A 15192-nucleotide genomic window follows, 5' to 3' on the forward strand; every position below is an offset into this window, starting at 1 on the left:
CAATTTCTAGAAACGAATCCCGTTATTCATTAAAATCAAACGTACCTATGCTAAACTTCTTAATGCAAGAGGGTGTAGATCCTGCTATTCAGGAATTAGAACCTGAAGTCACCGAAAAAACACTTTCAATAATGGAACTGCTTATGAATGGCGGTGTGGGAGGCCAAGTGATCATTGGTGTCCTCTTTATCCTACTATTCGTTGCAGTCTATATCTATTTCGAACGGGTCTTTGCCATAAAAGCAGCTTCCAAAATGGATAGCAATTTTATGAATCAAATACGTGATCACGTTGCCGGAGGAAACATCCAAGCAGCAAAAGTGCTTTGTGCCCAACAAAATAGCCCGGTTTCCCGGTTGACTGAAAAAGGGATCTCCCGAATTGGAAGCCCTTTGGAAGATATCAATACCGCTATCGAAAATGCCGGCCGACTGGAAGTCTATAAATTGGAAAAGAATGTAAGTATTTTAGCCACCATCGCCGGAGCCGCCCCTATGATTGGATTTTTAGGTACTGTAATCGGAATGGTATTGGCCTTTCATCAATTGGCAACAAGCAGTGGACAGGCAGAAATGGGATCATTGGCCGAAGGAATTTACACAGCAATGACCACCACAGTCGCGGGATTAATCGTCGGGATTATCGCCTATATGGGCTATAATCATATAGTTGTAAGAACCGATAAGGTGGTGCATCAAATGGAAGCCACAGCGGTCGACTTTTTAGATATGTTAAACGAACCTGCCTAATGAATTTACGCGGAAGAAATAAAGTAAGTGCCGAATTTAGCATGAGCTCCATGACAGACATCGTATTTCTGTTGTTGGTGTTTTTCTTGCTGACCTCACCTGCTATCACCCCGGATGCACTAGACCTTATTTTGCCAAAGGCCAAAGGAAAGAGTTCCAATGTTCAGAAAGCTTCGGTAAGTATTACAAAGGATGGGGCATATTACGTAAATAAGGAACGCGTTTCAGAATACAGTATAGAGAAAGAACTTAAAATCGCCTTGGCGGGACAAAAAGAGCCCACCATTATTTTGCGCGCCGAAGAGGGAGTCCCAATCGAAGATGCTGTCTTCGTGATGGACATCGCCAATAAAAATAATTATAAGGTCGTCTTGGCGGTTAGGCCCAATTAGGGCGTTCCCCCGCGGTTGCGGGGTCAGGCTTTCAGCGCTACACGCCTGCCCACCTGAAGCCAACCAGCAAAGGCGGGGTAGCTTGCCTCAATCCTTAACGCAATCTGGCACACTAAATGTTATATTATTTTAAATTATAATTTCAAACCTTGCAACTCTTAGATACCTCACATAAAAGAAAAAGCATGACCATCACGGTGATTCTTCACGTGATTATCCTGATTCTGCTATTTTATGTAGGGATGACCTATTTAGATCCACCCTTGGAACGAGGTATTGCAGTGAATTTTGGAACTACAGATACCGGTACGGGTAACATCCAACCCACCGAAGCGATCAAATCGGCGCCCAAACAAGCCGAGGCAGAGCCGGTCACCCAACCCAAGTCCGAAATAAAAGAAGAAGTCGTTACACAGGACAAGGAGGATGCCCCGGTGATTAAACAGGAAGAAACCAAGAAACAACAAAACGTGACGCCAAAAAAAGTAGAACCTAAGAAGGATCCTCCAAAAAAACCGGACCCAAAACCCGATAAATCTACCAGTGATGCGCTTTCCAGCTTGATCAATGGTCCCAAAAGCGATGGCACACAAAAAGGAGGCGAAGGAAATGACGATACACCGGGTGATAAAGGCAATCCTAACGGAGATCCTAACGCGAGTAGTTATTACGGAACGGGAAAAGGATTAGATGGTGATGGAAACTACCTGCTCGGTGGAAGAAAGGCGTTGAATAAAGAAAAATTTGTTCAAGACTGTAATGAGGCCGGGACTGTAGTTGTGAGTATAGAGGTGGATCGCAATGGGAAAGTGATCAGTGCTACGGCCGGAGTTCGTGGTACAACCAACAACTCAAAATGCCTTTTGGAGCCGGCGAAGCGTGCCGCTTTGGCAACTCGATTCAACAGTGACGACAAGGCGCCTGCAAAACAGATTGGAAAGATCATCTACCGTTTTACACTTTCACAGTAGCTTAGGAACTTAATTCAAGACATTTTTCAGTATCTTTAGGCTTCTTAAACAAGAAGCTATGATTCGTTATTACCTACTTTGTTTGCTTGGCTTTTTAGTGATGGGATGTACGTCAACTACTAAAAAGGAGCTAGCTGAAAATTCTTCAGAAACCGTTGAGAAATTCCCGCACGACTATATGTTTATGCAACGTGCCTATCCAACAGGTGAGATCAAAACCAATGCCTATTCCGAGGCCATTCAGTGGAAAAAAAATGTGGCAGAACATACCAGCGGAGGCCTTTTATGGGAATTTGCAGGACCCACTAACGTTGGTGGGCGTATTACCGATATCGAAATTCCAATAGACCAGGCACAAACGTACTATGTAGGGGCAGCCTCCGGAGGGGTTTTTAAAACCACCAATGCCGGTGCTACTTGGCAGCCTATTTTCGATGAACAAGAATTCTTGTCGATAGGCGATATAGAAATTTCCAAAAACGATACTGATATTGTTTGGGTAGGTACCGGAGAGGTGAATGCTGGAGGAGGATCTTTGGCTTACGATGGTGATGGGATCTATAAAAGTATCGATGGCGGACTCACATGGCAGGTGAAAGGACTTCCGGATGTAGGTAGCATAGGAAAAATAGTGCTTGACCCTAACGACGACAATACGATCCTGATTGGTGCAATGGGACCCTTGTTCAGAAATGATAGCAATAGAGGTGTGTACAGATCGACAGACGATGGAGATACCTGGGAACAAAAATTATTTGTAAGCGATTCAACCGGAGTGATCGATATGGCAATCCATCCGACCAATGGGGATATTGTGTATGCCGCGAGTTGGGAACGCGTGAGAAGGCCCAATAGAAATCAGTACTTTGGAGAAACTTCACGACTTTATCGCTCTGTCGACGGAGGAGATACTTGGACTGTTTTAACCAATGGTCTGCCAGCAGCGGGGTCTGTATTAGGACGTATTAGTATCGATATTTCGCAGTCGAACCCGAATGTTTTGTATGTCCATTTCACAGATCAAACCGGAATTGAAGGTATATATAAAACAACCAATGGAGGAGATTCATGGACAGAAGTAAATTCAGGTGATATTAGCAGTGCCTCCTATGAGTGGTGGTTTGGGGGGTTATTTATAGACCCAACCAATGAGAACACTATTTATTATTCAGGATTCGACAATTATAAATCGACCAACGGAGGAGCCTCCTGGTCGTCAACATTTACAAATGTACACGTAGACCAGCACGCCATTGCATTTAATGCTTCGGTGCCAGGGCAAGTACTTTTGGGTAATGATGGAGGAATGTACAAAAGTAGTAATGGCGGAAATAGTTACGTAAAAGATAATTCATTGCCCATTACCCAATTTTACAGAATTCACGTAGACGCTCAAAATGCGGATAAAGTGTATGGTGGTTATCAGGACAACGGAACGCAAAGAACCACCACCGGAGATATAGGCAATTGGGATTTTCTTACCGGAGGTGATGGGTTTCAACCTTTGGTGGACCCCACAAATACCAATATTATTTATACGATGTCTCAATATGGAAATGTCTATAAATCTATTGATAATGGCGCAAATTTTTCAACGGTAGTAAATGGATTAGGTGCCCGAAATAATTGGAATGCACCCCTTGTTCTAGACCCTATAAACTCACAAATTCTATATTTTGGAGCAAATCAGCTCTATAAATCTACAGACGGGGCATCTTCGTGGAATGCTATTAGTCCTGATCTTACCAATGGTAGTGGTGGTGGTAATCTCACTTTTGGTACCATTACCAGTATTAGTGTCTCACCAATTCATACAGATACTATTTATGTAGGTACAGACGATGGCAATGTATGGGTCACGCAAGACGGGGGTGCCAATTGGACCAATATTTCCACTGCCTTGCCAAACCGATGGGTTACCAAGGTATTAGCGTCTCGCGATGATATCAATTCGGTCTATGTCACATTTTCTGGGTATCGTTATGGGGAAGATGATGGACATGTCTACCGAAGTATCAATAATGGAGCCTCTTGGAGTAATATTACGACCAATTTACCAGATATTCCTATAAACGATATTGAACAAGACATGCACGGTAATCTCTACCTTGGAACCGATATTGGGGTGCTTGCCTCCGGAAATCAAGGTTTTGGCTGGGAAGTGCTAGGAGAAAATATGCCCTCGGTAGTAGTAAACGATTTGTGCCTGCATGAAGGAACACAATATCTATATGCCGGAACCTATGGTCGTTCCAGTTATAAATTGGATATCTCGGGTGTGGTTTTAGGAACTCAAGAAGATTTATTTAAAACTGAAGTTGTCGTATATCCTAATCCGGCTTCGGAAATGGTACATATTAAACTTCCAAAAAGTTCGGCGAATACGGCGGTTGTCATATTCGATCAATTAGGTAGAAGAGTACTTATGCAATATTTTTCAGAACCCAATAGCACTTTTACCATAAACATTTCTCAGCTGCCTCAGGGAGTGTATTTTGTTAAGATCGAGCAGGGGAAAAAGCAGGCTACAAAAAGGTTACTCATAAAATAGGATAAGTCATAAACTATTCCGATACCATAGCGTGGTTATTTGCACAATTACCCATGTACCAGCGTGTGGGAAGTGCTGCCTACAAAGCAGACCTTTCCAATACATTGTTGTTAACCGATTATCTAGCACATCCCGAACATCATTTTAAAACCATTCACGTCGCCGGAACCAATGGCAAGGGATCTACAAGTCATATGCTGGCTTCCGTGCTTCAGGAAGCAGGATACAAGGTAGGCCTATATACGTCGCCCCATCTGAAGGATTTTCGGGAGCGTATAAAAATTAACGGGGAAGTAATTCCAAAGCGGATGGTTTCGACGTTCGTAACAAAACACAAGTTGTTTTTTGAAAAAAATGAACTTTCATTTTTCGAAATGACCGTAGGTTTGGCATTCGATTATTTTCGAAAGGAACAGGTGGATATTGCGGTTATTGAAGTAGGAATGGGAGGCAGATTGGACAGTACGAATATTATCAGTCCGGAGGTTTCCGTCATAACAAATATAGGAATGGACCATACGCAATTCTTGGGTTCAACTTTGGCAGAGATTGCTTCGGAAAAGGCCGGAATTATAAAAACGGGGGTGCAGGTTGTTATTGGTGAATCGGTTCCAGAAACGAAAGCCGTTTTTTTAAAAATCGCCAAGGAGAAAAAGGCCGCGATCATTTTTGCGGAAATGATGGATCATGGGGTGTATACTTCAGATTTACTGGGAAATTATCAGCAGAAGAATAGAAGGACGGTATTGACAACATTGCGGCTCTTAAAAAACAGCGGATGGAAGCTTTCAGAAAAGGCTATAAAAGAAGGCCTGAAAAAGGTAGTAAAAAATACCGGATTGTTGGGACGTTGGCAGCAATTGCAGGAACATCCAAAGGTCATTTGTGATACGGCACATAATAAGGAAGGGCTCGCTGTGGTGTTTGAACAGATTGCACAAGAATCTTTTAAAGACCTGCATATTGTTTTGGGAGCCGTCAATGATAAGGACCTAGAACTGCTGTTGCCGCTGTTTCCGAAAAGCGCTCTTTATTATTTTTGTAAACCGAACGTTCCACGGGGATTAGATGCGAATGAACTAGCTTTAAAAGCAGCTGACCATCAATTATATGGTGAGGTGTTTGTCACTGTAAAAAAGGCTTATAAAGCGGCACTTAAAATTGCAGGCAAAGATGACTTTATTTATGTGGGGGGAAGTACGTTTGTGGTTGCAGAAGTTTTATGATTTTTTTGAAATAATTGTTTGCGAGTATTAAAAACTAGCCTATATTTGCAACCGCTAACAAGTAGGGCAATTAGCTCAGTTGGTTCAGAGCACCTCGTTTACACCGAGGGGGTCGGGGGTTCGAATCCCTCATTGCCCACATCAAGCACCATCCCGATGAGAAATTCTCATCGGGATTTTTGTTTTCGAGAACCCCAAGCTTTGGCTTGAAGGGTTTGAGTAAACAAAAATCACAATGCGCATAGCGCATGGGATTGTATTTGCAGAAGTGGTTTCATCATAGGGATCACGGAAGTAATCCCATTGGATATTTCGAGAACCCCAAGCCTTTGGCTTGAAGGAGTGGTTTGAAACAAGGAAACTGGAAAGTATTCTATAAGAAAATACTTGTTTCTGATTACGGTTTTATAGTATATTTGCGTCTTCCGGGTCATTAACTCAGTTGGTTCAGAGTGTCACGTCGACAACGTGGAAGTCACTGGTTCGAATCCAGTATGACCCACATCAAGCAGAAAATCCATTCGCAGGGCGAATGGATTTTTTAATTTCCGAGAAATCGGAAAACGAAGTTTTATAGATTCGTAGGAAATTAAAAAATAACAGCATGTGCAATATGCTGTATTTTCTATTTGCAGTAGTGGTTTTTATCTGGATCACCGCAGGTAATTCTTTATCGTCTAGAACGATAAAAACAAAATTTGCTGTATATTCAAAGATTTCTCTTTACAAAATCCGCTTCATAATGAAACCAGTAATTAAGGTTTTTCCTGTTTTTAATAAAGTATTGGTAATGATATTATTAGTGAGCTTGTAACCTATATTATTATAACTGAGTATCAGCTCTTCCTTGGCAATTTGACGCCTTAGATCAACTTTTTTTAAGTCGAAAGCTATTTCTTTTAATGAATTATAATTTCTCATATCTGAAAATAGTTGGATGATAGTTTTTTCACGACGTACTTTTCTATTCCATGTCGGCGAATGTACATTATAAGGCCTATAACTAGGTATATTCCTGCTGTTATTAAAAAGCCTATTGGAGTGCTACCAATTACTGCCCCAAGGTAAAGTGATAGTGCGATGGAACAGAAAAAGAAAAATAACAAGAATACGATTCCAAGCACGAGTTTTTTAACAAGCCCAACCGAAATCTTTGCCAGATGGTAAAACACCTTTAATTTAAGATATTCCAGTTCCTGGTCGGTATATTCCTGGGTTAAAGACGCACTATTATTTATAGCTTTACTAAAAGTCTTTAAAAGATTCATAGCGGTTTTTATTTGTTTAAAGCGACTTTACGATTCTTCTTTTTAAGCTCAGCCAGTTTCTTTTCCAATGCTGTAATCACATCATCTGTTTTAGATCCCACGCTAGTGACAAGATTGTCAAGTTCTTCCTCTACGGTAGCACCTTTTTTTAGCCTTTCAGCCAATTGATGTTGCCATTCTTGTGCCTTATCTATCATGTTGTCTTTTATGTCTTGAGCCGAGTGAACAACCTTGTCTTTGGCTTGATTAGCCTTTCTTTTTATCTTCTTTCTTGTTTTTGAACCTTTATCTGGTGCGTATAGTATCCCAATGGCTAAGCCGATCGCCGCTCCACTTAAAAGTCCTGCAATTAAATTTTGATTGTTATTTGACATTTTATTTATGATTTTAAAAATTAATAATTGATTTTTCTTTTTCACCTGTGAAAATTCACTTTCAACAAAGAGGTGTTGTACTCTTTATTTGTTATTTCCTATTACTATCAGCTTCATTTTAAATATGAAATTGATTTTTTATGGGTGGGGTTTATATGAAGAAGGAATATCGATTTCTTCTCTATTTACATCTTTCTGTTCATCTTAGTGAAAGAACTGTTGTTCCTCTTCTTAGTGAAAGAACTGTTGTTCCTCTTCAATATAACATGATAATGTAGATATTCATTGTAATTAACTAGGTTTAACCTTAGAGAAGGGCATTTAACAAAAATGTATGTTAAAAGTGATGGAATTCGTTAATTCTATTATGAAATAAAAGACTGGCTTGTTTTGTAATTACACTTTTCTATGCCCACTTACTCAAATTAATTCCTTAAAGTAACTCCAAAATACGCTCTAGGGCCATCCCTCGGGAGGCTTTTATGAGAATAAAACTGTCTTTTAGGGAATGCCGGTTCAAATGGGCTTGAAGCGCTTCAAACGATTCCATTTTGGTAATATGCCCGGCCTCCGTTTTGGTTTTATAGAAATTACTGCCTATTAAAAAGGTTTTGCCTATGGGGTTCGCGTCTAAATAGGATGTAATATGTTGGTGTTCGGCTTCGGCTTCTTCACCTAATTCGAACATATCTCCTAAGAACAATACCTTATGCTTCCCTGCAGCCTGCTTAAAATTTTCAATCGCAGCCATCATGCTCGTTGGATTGGCATTATAGGCATCTAAAATAATTGAATGCGCACCTTTTTCAAGTAATTGCGATCTGTTATTAGTAGGCGTGTATTGCTCAATTGCTTTTTTAATTTTTTCGACTGGGACTTTAAAGTATTCTCCCATTGCAATTGCGGCAGCTATATTGTGAAAGTTATAAATGCCAATAAGGTTACTTTGTATTTGTACGCCATTATATGTAACAAGAAGCTTATTGGTGGCATCTTTTAGCTGAATGTAACAGTCCTGTTGTTCATTACCGAAGGTCCAGCGCTTTATCCCTTTTGAATATTGCATTTGTACGGCATCATTGGCGTTGACAAAAACCATTTTTCGATGCGTTTGCAGGTGCTTATACAATTCGGTTTTTCCTTGAATCACGCCTTGTATACTGCCGAAACCTTCTAGATGCGCTTTTCCGAAATTGGTGATATAGCCATAATCAGGATAGGCAATGGCACAAAGTTGTTCGATTTCTTTTAAATGATTGGCGCCCATTTCCACGATACCCATTTTTGTTGTTTCTTTCATCGATAGAAGGGTAAGTGGCACCCCTATATGATTGTTTAGATTCCCCTGTGTGGCAACTGTTTCAAACTTTTGCGACAAGACTGCGTTTATGAGCTCTTTGGTTGTTGTTTTACCGTTGCTTCCCGTTAAGGCGATAATAGGCAATTTTAGTTGTTGTCTGTGATAGGATGCTAATTTCTGAAGTAGGGAGAGGGCGCTTTTTGAAAGGATGGTCTCTCCGGTATTTTTGTGGTACTGTAATTCATCAATAATAACTTTATAGGCTCCTTTATCCAAGGCCTCTTGAGCAAATTTATTACCGTTGAAATTGTCTCCTTTCAGACAAAAAAAAAGGCATCCTCGGATTATTTTACGGGTGTCTGTACAAACACCTGTGCTTTCCAAGAAATGGCGATGTAATAATTCAATTTTCATACAAATTAAAAATACTAAAAAAGCCCTCTTGAAACGAATTCAAAAGGGCTTTTTATATTTGAAACTATAACTATTTAATTTCTTGGTCGTTTACCTTTTTTAGATTTTGAACCTACACGCGACATGGCACATCTAAAGCCAATATAGTCGGTAGACATATCTTGTGGAAAATAACGTCGTTGGGCTGGATCTAACCAGTAATCCCTGTCTCTCCATGAACCTCCTTTATACACGCGCACTTGATTATCTACCAAGGTTGTTCTCTTGGTTGATTTATCATATTGACGATCCAAATTACCGGTACTATCTGCAAAAACTTGATGTTGAGGAGAATTGTACATACGTTTGGAATCTTCAACTTCAGATTCTGAGTCGTCACCAAATGTTGAGAAGTATCGTGTAGAACGTTTGTCACCATCGCGATAATCACGATTGTCACTTTCTGAGAAATTGGTTCTTAAATAGGTTTCTGCTTCGTCTACCGGAACCTGTAAGATCTCTCCCGGTAAGTTTCTAGCAACAATTTTACCATTGCTTAACGTATCGTAAACGATCGAATCGGCCGTGACAATTTTTACTTTTCCATCCTTATCAATCGCGTTCTTTGTATATACGTTTCCACGATAGTAGTTAAAGTCATTGAATTCATCATCAACGATAGGTCGATACACATCGGCAACCCATTCGGCTACGTTTCCGGCCATATCATAAAGCCCATAGTCGTTTGGCTCGTATGACTTTACTTGTGCAGTAATATCGGCTCCATCGTCACTCCAGCCTGCAATTCCGCCATAATCTCCATCACCTTGTTTGAAGTTAGCCAATTGATCCCCACGTGATCTTCTTTTTCCAGATCGGGTGTATTGACCGTCCCATGGATATTTTTTTCTACCTCTATATACGTTATAGCTACGTAGTCCTACCAGTCCTAGTGCCGCATATTCCCACTCCGATTCGGTTGGTAGACGATAATCCGGCATGAGTAATCCGTCTTTTCTTTGAACGTATAAATTGGTACTGTCTTTACTTCTTTTTGCAAGTGATTCGGATCTTTTACCGCCTCGGGTAATGGAATCGTTACCTCCGTAGGTTAGTGTTGGTGAATTCAGATAGGTTTCAGTACTAAAGGTTTCACCGGCCTCTACTTCGTAGCGTGCATTTCTGGTGGTAATTCCTTCTTCTTCTAGGATTAGTTCGTTCACACGATCTGTTCTCCAATTACTAAATTCAACTGCCTGTACCCAGCTAACTCCTACAACAGGATAGTCGGCATAAGCAGGGTGGCGTAAATAGTTATTGGTCATCACTTCGTTATAACCCAAACGATTTCTCCATACCAAAGTATCTGGTACAGCGCCGTCATAAATACGGCGATAATTCTCATCGGATGGAGGGAAAACCTGTTTGATCCAATCTAAGTACTCCATGTACATAAGGTTGGTCACTTCGGTTTCATCCATATAAAAGGATTGAATGTGCTGTTGGTTGGGGGAATTGTTCCAGTCGTGCATTGGGTCATCCTGCACTCTACCCATGGTGTACGTTCCGCCTTCAATAAACACTAAACCGGGGCCGGTTTCCTGTTCTTTTGCTTTTGGATTATACTGAAATCCTCCTTCTTTGGAGTTCATCTTCCATCCGGTAGCTCTGGAGCTGTTCTTGTAGTCTCTAGATTTGTTACAACTTATAAATAAGGAAGTTGCAACTACTGCAATAAATAGCTGTAATGCTAGGTTTTTTCTAAAGTTCATAGTTTCAAATATGAAAAAATTGGGTTCGCAATATAACAATTAACGATAAAAGCACAATAATATTTTAAATATTAATATGCCACAAGGTTCGGTGACTCAACACCGACCGTATTCTTAACGTATTACTTTCGTAAATATTATATATACACCTAATTATCGAAAAGTTTGAAAAAACAACCATACTAAGTGTATATTTGAAGCGTTACTAGTTATGATGAAAAGAATTTTACTTTTAGCATATATTATTGCGCTTCCTCTAAATTTACTTGCGCAAAATAAAGACATTAGAATTGATTGGGGCCCATCTTCAACAAATTTTTCAAAAGATTCTGAAAAAAATAGTGCGTTCTCGCGTGAGAAGGCCCTAGATAAGCTAAATCTTTCAATAACAGATTCAAAAATTAGTTTCCGCTCTCAATGGGAAGATACCGGTTTTGCTAATGAAAATTCGTTGGAGGTCACGAATGTCAAGTACGCTTCCCTTACTTCCGAAGAATTAAAAAAAATTAATAAAAGCGTAGTTCCCACGAAGCTTACATATAGTATTGGGAGCTCGAAAGCACGCGATATTATTTATACCCTCGTTACCATTACACCTATTGTAAAGAGCAATGGACAATATAAAAAAGTACTTTCTTTTTCGGTAGCATATACTTATAAAAATGGGAATTCTTCTGCGGGTAGCATGCCGATCACAAATTCAGTATTGGCAACGGGGAATTGGTATAAGTTTAAGGTTGAAAAAACAGGCGTTCACCGAATTGACCGAAGTTTTTTGCAGGACTTAGGGATGAATGTGGATGGAATCAATGCCAGAAATATTAAGATTTATGGTCATGGAGGCAAGTCGTTGCCGCTTTTGAATAGAGAGACTACCTTTCTGGATCTGCCGGAAAATGCCATACAAGTAATAGGAGAAGAAGATGGTTCTTTGGATACCGGGGATTATATACTTTTTTATGGTATAAGTACCCTTGGATATGATTTTCAAAATGATACCCATGAAAATCCATATGCAGATGAGGCCTTCTATTATATTACAGTGGGCGATTCTCCCGGATTGCGAGTGCAAACCATGAATGAGCCCTCACAGGCTCCCGATCATGTTATTGATCGGTTTCACGATTATAAATACCACGAACAAAACGAAGATAGCCCCGGAAAAGTAGGAAGAAGATGGTATGGCAACCGATTTGATATTGAAAACGAACAATCGTTCGAGTTTGGGTTTCCTAATATCATTTCGGGTGAACCCTTAAATATTGCGATAAAGGTCGCTGCGGCTTCCGAGACCAATACATCCATGGCGATCTCTATAAATGGAGCTGCCGTAAACCCAATTGTGTTTTCAACGATCGGCGGAACACAATTGTTTTCGACTAGAGACTTCAGAACTTCAAATGCGGTGGTAATCCCGGCATCTGGGGAAACCGTATCGGTGGATCTCACCTATAACAACGGAGGCAATCCTTCAAGCATTGGTTATTTGGATTATATAAGTGTTGAGGCGCTTCGCCGATTAACAGGCTCCGGAGAACAGTTACTATTTCGCTATAAGAATTCAGCCGTTCTTTCGGGTGTGGGGGAATATCAAATTGGAAATGCCTCACAAATTTCTCAAGTATGGGATGTTACCAATACGGGTGCCATTTCAGCAAAAGCAAATTCGAATGGTGCCGGTTCCTTTTCTTTTAAAGCCAATATGGGGGAGCTGCGCCAATATGTTGCTATCAACCCGAATGATTATTTTATACCGGTTAAGAGCAATCAAACTCAAGTGGTAAACCAAGATATAAAGGGAACTATTTTTAATGATGAAACCGGTAATTTTAAAGATATAGATTATCTAATAATAACACCTCCCTTTCTCATACAACCCGCTTTACGATTGGCGAATCTTCATAAGAACCTAAGCGGACTGCATGTGAAGGTTGTAACGACCGATAAGATTTACGAGGAGTTTAGCTCGGGTAAACAGGACATCAGTGCCATTAGGAATCTGGTGCGGTATGTGTATAATAATGCATCCTCCACAGAGAATCGCTTACAATATCTATGTCTTTTTGGAGATACTTCGGTGGACTATAAAAATAGGCTTTCGGATAATAACAATACACTGCCCACATTTCATAGACTATTAAGCCACAACAGTCTATCTTCTTTTATGTCTGATGATTTTTTTGGAAGTGTTGATGACAATGAAGGAACTATTGGCGGTGAAGTACCGGATCCGATAACAGGTGATAATCTTATGGATATCGACAGGTTGGATGTTGCTGTAGGAAGAATTGTAGTCGACAATGTGTTGCTTGCCAACCAAATGGTCGATAAAATTGAAAACTATTTATCGAAGTCGTCGTACGGAAATTGGCGGAATAACTTCGTGCTAATTTCTGATGACGTCGATGCCGTGTATGAATTTGGCGCATTGCAAGTAAATCTTGACAATTTAGGAGATCAGATTTCACAAGAGAAACCTTTTGTAAATGTAAAGAAAATACATACCGACGCCTATCAACAGGAAACTTCTGCCGGCGGGAACCGATATCCCGAAGTTAATGATGCCATTAAGAATGCCATTGAAGTTGGAGCCCTTATAGTAACGTATTTTGGTCATGGAGGGGAAGACGGTTTGGCGAAAGAATTTATTTATTCAAAAGAAGTTGCAAAGGACTTAAAGAATAAAGATAATTTCCCTTGCGTTGTTACTGTTACGTGCGAATTTACCAAATTTGACAATCCGTTACGTATCACAGCGGGGGAACTTACCTATTGGAATAAGGAAGGAGGGGCAATTGCTTTGGTAACTACAACAAGATCTATTAATGTTTCACTAGGAGTTGAATTTAATATTGTACTTGCGTCTGAATTATTCGGATTTGGACAAAATATTCCAAAAACCCCTGCGGAAGCCTTGCGTATTTCCAAAAATCAGATTAGCGATGACAATCGACGTGTGATTTTTTATGTAGGAGATCCAGCCATGCATTTGGCCTTTCCAAAACAGAAAATTAGATTGACTACATTAAATGGAACGCCTATTTCACAGGCCACCGATACGCTTAAAGCATTAGGCCGCGTTACTATGGCAGGTGAAGTGGTAGATGAGTTTGGAACTTTATTAAGTGATTATTCCGGCGTGTTGGAGGCAAAGGTGTTTGACAAAAATGTGCAGCGACGGACTCTCGGGAATGATGGGATACGAGATTCAAATGGGAATTTGTTAATAATGGATTTTATTACACTTGGAGAAATATTGTTTAACGGGCAAGCCACCGTTACCAATGGTACTTTTGAATTTGAATTTGTGGTGCCACGGGATGCCCAAATTCCTGTAGACAACGGCAGGGTTAGTTTTTATGCGCAACGGGATAATGTGCTCGATGATCAAACGGGATTTAATTTGGATATTAAAGTTGGTGGCCTCAATGAAAACGCTCCGGAAGACAATCAAGGCCCGTTGATCCAACTTTTTATGAATGACGAGAGTTTTGTTTCAGGTGGGATTACCAATGATTCGCCAATTCTTATTGCAAAATTGGAGGACGAAAATGGAATAAACACGGCAAGTGGTATTGGCCATGATATGATCGCCATTTTGGATGGAGATGAATCCAACCCCTTTGTAGTAAACGAATACTACCAAGCCGAGGTGGATGATTTTACGAAAGGAAAGGCTTCCTACAGATTAAGGGATCTGGAAGAAGGCTTACATACCCTTACCTTTAAGGCTTGGGATGTCTATAATAATTCATCAACTGCTGATATTCAATTTATTGTGGCTGGTGATGACAAATTGGAGATTACACGTGTTTTAAATTACCCCAATCCGTTTGTGAATTACACCGAATTTTGGTTTAATCACAATCGCCCTTTCGAACCCCTTGAAGTACAGGTGCAGGTATTTACCGTAACCGGAAAAGTGGTTTGGACACAAAACCAAATTGTAAATACAGATGGGTTTTTATCCCGTGAAATAGTGTGGAATGGGCTGGACGATTTTGGAGATAAAATTGGAAAAGGAGTCTATGTATATAAGATAACAGTGAAATCTACGTTAACCAACCAGCGAGTTGAAAAATATGAAAAACTGGTTATCCTTTAAAATTTAAAATTTATATTTGTCAAAATTTATACCTCATGAAGAAAATTCTTATACCAATATTGGTTGGTTTAATCACCTTTAATATTTCAGC

9 protein-coding genes and 2 tRNA genes are annotated in these 15192 nt (G+C 40.1%); 8 read left to right on the plus strand and 3 right to left on the minus strand.

What is annotated here, in order from left to right; genetic code table 11:
- Window positions 1-47 precede the first annotated feature (47 nt).
- The 7 genes from K8F54_RS02285 to K8F54_RS02315 all read left to right on the plus strand — a co-directional run bounded on the left by K8F54_RS02285 (window position 48) and on the right by K8F54_RS02315 (window position 6391).
- Window positions 48-749: a MotA/TolQ/ExbB proton channel family protein gene (locus K8F54_RS02285; RefSeq protein ID WP_290786476.1), complete on the plus strand. Its 702-nt coding sequence runs from the start codon at window positions 48-50 to the stop codon at window positions 747-749.
- Entirely contained in the window at window positions 749-1141 is a 393-nt protein-coding gene (locus tag K8F54_RS02290; RefSeq protein ID WP_290786478.1) for a biopolymer transporter ExbD, read from the plus strand. Before K8F54_RS02285 ends, K8F54_RS02290 begins: the two co-directional genes overlap by 1 nt.
- A 149-nt stretch (window positions 1142-1290) precedes the next feature.
- The gene (locus K8F54_RS02295) at window positions 1291-2112 is read left to right on the plus strand and encodes an energy transducer TonB (protein ID WP_290786481.1); all 822 of its coding nucleotides are present in this window, start codon (window positions 1291-1293) and stop codon (window positions 2110-2112) included.
- 58 nt (window positions 2113-2170) lie between these two features.
- A complete protein-coding gene (locus K8F54_RS02300; protein WP_290786483.1) occupies window positions 2171-4663 on the plus strand; it encodes a T9SS type A sorting domain-containing protein in 2493 nt (830 codons plus the stop codon).
- Window positions 4664-4671: 8 nt separating this feature from the next.
- The gene (locus K8F54_RS02305; protein ID WP_290786499.1) at window positions 4672-5889 is read left to right on the plus strand and encodes a folylpolyglutamate synthase/dihydrofolate synthase family protein; all 1218 of its coding nucleotides are present in this window, start codon (window positions 4672-4674) and stop codon (window positions 5887-5889) included.
- Between the two features lie 64 nt (window positions 5890-5953).
- A tRNA-Val gene (locus K8F54_RS02310) sits at window positions 5954-6028 on the plus strand.
- A gap of 288 nt (window positions 6029-6316) precedes the next feature.
- A tRNA-Val gene (locus K8F54_RS02315) sits at window positions 6317-6391 on the plus strand.
- A 774-nt stretch (window positions 6392-7165) separates the two neighbouring features.
- Here K8F54_RS02315 and K8F54_RS02320 read toward each other — a convergent pair.
- The 3 genes from K8F54_RS02320 to gldJ form a co-directional block, all read right to left on the minus strand.
- The gene (locus K8F54_RS02320; RefSeq protein WP_290786485.1) at window positions 7166-7576 is read right to left on the minus strand and encodes a YtxH domain-containing protein; all 411 of its coding nucleotides are present in this window, start codon (window positions 7574-7576) and stop codon (window positions 7166-7168) included.
- A gap of 388 nt (window positions 7577-7964) precedes the next feature.
- Window positions 7965-9245, minus strand: a complete 1281-nt coding sequence (murF, locus tag K8F54_RS02325; protein ID WP_290786488.1) for a UDP-N-acetylmuramoyl-tripeptide--D-alanyl-D-alanine ligase — start codon at window positions 9243-9245, stop codon at window positions 7965-7967.
- A 74-nt stretch (window positions 9246-9319) separates the two neighbouring features.
- Complete coding sequence (gene gldJ / locus K8F54_RS02330; protein WP_290786491.1) at window positions 9320-10996, minus strand: gliding motility lipoprotein GldJ; 1677 nt, start codon at window positions 10994-10996, stop codon at window positions 9320-9322.
- Between the two features lie 211 nt (window positions 10997-11207).
- Between gldJ and porU the strand changes: the two genes are divergently transcribed.
- A complete protein-coding gene (gene porU / locus K8F54_RS02335) occupies window positions 11208-15101 on the plus strand; it encodes a type IX secretion system sortase PorU (protein WP_290786494.1) in 3894 nt (1297 codons plus the stop codon).
- Window positions 15102-15192: the final 91 nt, after the last annotated feature.

Source organism: Altibacter sp., from assembly GCF_019913785.1.
Classification (GTDB): domain Bacteria; phylum Bacteroidota; class Bacteroidia; order Flavobacteriales; family Flavobacteriaceae; genus Altibacter.

What these genes read in the sequence shown, in the direction of transcription:
- K8F54_RS02285 (WP_290786476.1), top strand. Translation starts at nt 48, where the DNA reads ATGCTAAACTTCTTAATGCAAGAGGGTGTAGATCCTGCTATTCAGGAA.
- K8F54_RS02290 (WP_290786478.1), top strand. Translation starts at nt 749, where the DNA reads ATGAATTTACGCGGAAGAAATAAAGTAAGTGCCGAATTTAGCATGAGC.
- K8F54_RS02300 (WP_290786483.1), top strand. Translation starts at nt 2,171, where the DNA reads ATGATTCGTTATTACCTACTTTGTTTGCTTGGCTTTTTAGTGATGGGA.
- murF (WP_290786488.1), bottom strand. Translation starts at nt 9,245, where the DNA reads ATGAAAATTGAATTATTACATCGCCATTTCTTGGAAAGCACAGGTGTT.
- gldJ (WP_290786491.1), bottom strand. Translation starts at nt 10,996, where the DNA reads ATGAACTTTAGAAAAAACCTAGCATTACAGCTATTTATTGCAGTAGTT.
- porU (WP_290786494.1), top strand. Translation starts at nt 11,208, where the DNA reads ATGATGAAAAGAATTTTACTTTTAGCATATATTATTGCGCTTCCTCTA.